The sequence below is a fragment of the Amycolatopsis oliviviridis genome, assembly GCF_014654365.1.
Classification (GTDB): Bacteria; Actinomycetota; Actinomycetes; order Mycobacteriales; family Pseudonocardiaceae; genus Amycolatopsis; species Amycolatopsis oliviviridis.
On the sequence record NZ_BNAY01000028.1, the window covers coordinates 1 to 693 of the forward strand.

Annotated in this window: 1 protein-coding gene and 1 pseudogene; one reads left to right on the top strand and one right to left on the bottom strand. The window is 65.7% G+C overall.

From position 1 onward, the window contains the following. Window positions 1–67: 67 nt before the first annotated feature. Window positions 68–508: an Hsp20/alpha crystallin family protein gene (locus tag IE302_RS42565; protein ID WP_191260152.1), complete on the bottom strand. Its 441-nt coding sequence runs from the start codon at window positions 506–508 to the stop codon at window positions 68–70. Here IE302_RS42565 and IE302_RS43010 point away from each other — a divergent pair. Then, window positions 495–693, top strand: a pseudogene (locus IE302_RS43010) (hypothetical protein); the annotation flags it as partial. The gene IE302_RS42565 and the pseudogene IE302_RS43010 overlap by 14 nt on opposite strands.

The following is a 693-nucleotide window of genomic DNA, read 5'->3' on the forward strand; positions in this document are numbered from 1 at the left end:
TGTCCTTTCTTCGACGACTGCCCGTGGTGGGACCGGTGATCGGCCGGTCCCACCACGGACACGGCGCTCAGGCCTGGATTTCCTTGCGATCGGTCTCGGAGCCGCTGATCTCGATGCGCCGCGGCTTGGCCTTCTCGGCGACCGGGATGCGCAGGGTCAGCACGCCTGCTTCGTAACCGGCCGCGATGCGGTCGGTGTCGAGGGCTTCGCCGAGGAACAGCTGCCGGGAGAAGACACCCAGCGGGCGTTCGGAGACCTGCATCTGGACGTCTTTGCCGGGGTAAGGCCGTCGCTCGGCCTTGACGGTGAGGACGTTGCGTTCGATGTCCAGCTCGATCGCGTCGGGGTCGGCGCCGGGAAGGTCGAAGCAGACGACGAATTCGTCGCCGTCGCGGTAGGCGTCCATCGGCATCGTGGCCGGTTTGGACCAGGTTCCGGGGTTCGCGGCGCCGAACATCTGCTGGGTGAGCCGGTCGAGCTCACGGAACGGGTCGGTGCGCATCAACATCGGGTTCCACCTCCTGGGGTCGTTGTCTCTGGTGTCAACACGCCCCTCTGTTCTAGCATGTCATCGAAACGATGACAACACCCACGTCGTCGAAAGGATGACAATGACCGAGGCTGATTTCGCGCGCCGGTCGCGTGCCCTGTACGAGGTGGTGATGGCGGCCCGCTCCAGTGCCGTCGAGCCGG

What these genes read in the sequence shown, in the direction of transcription:
- IE302_RS42565 (WP_191260152.1), bottom strand. Translation starts at nt 508, where the DNA reads ATGTTGATGCGCACCGACCCGTTCCGTGAGCTCGACCGGCTCACCCAG.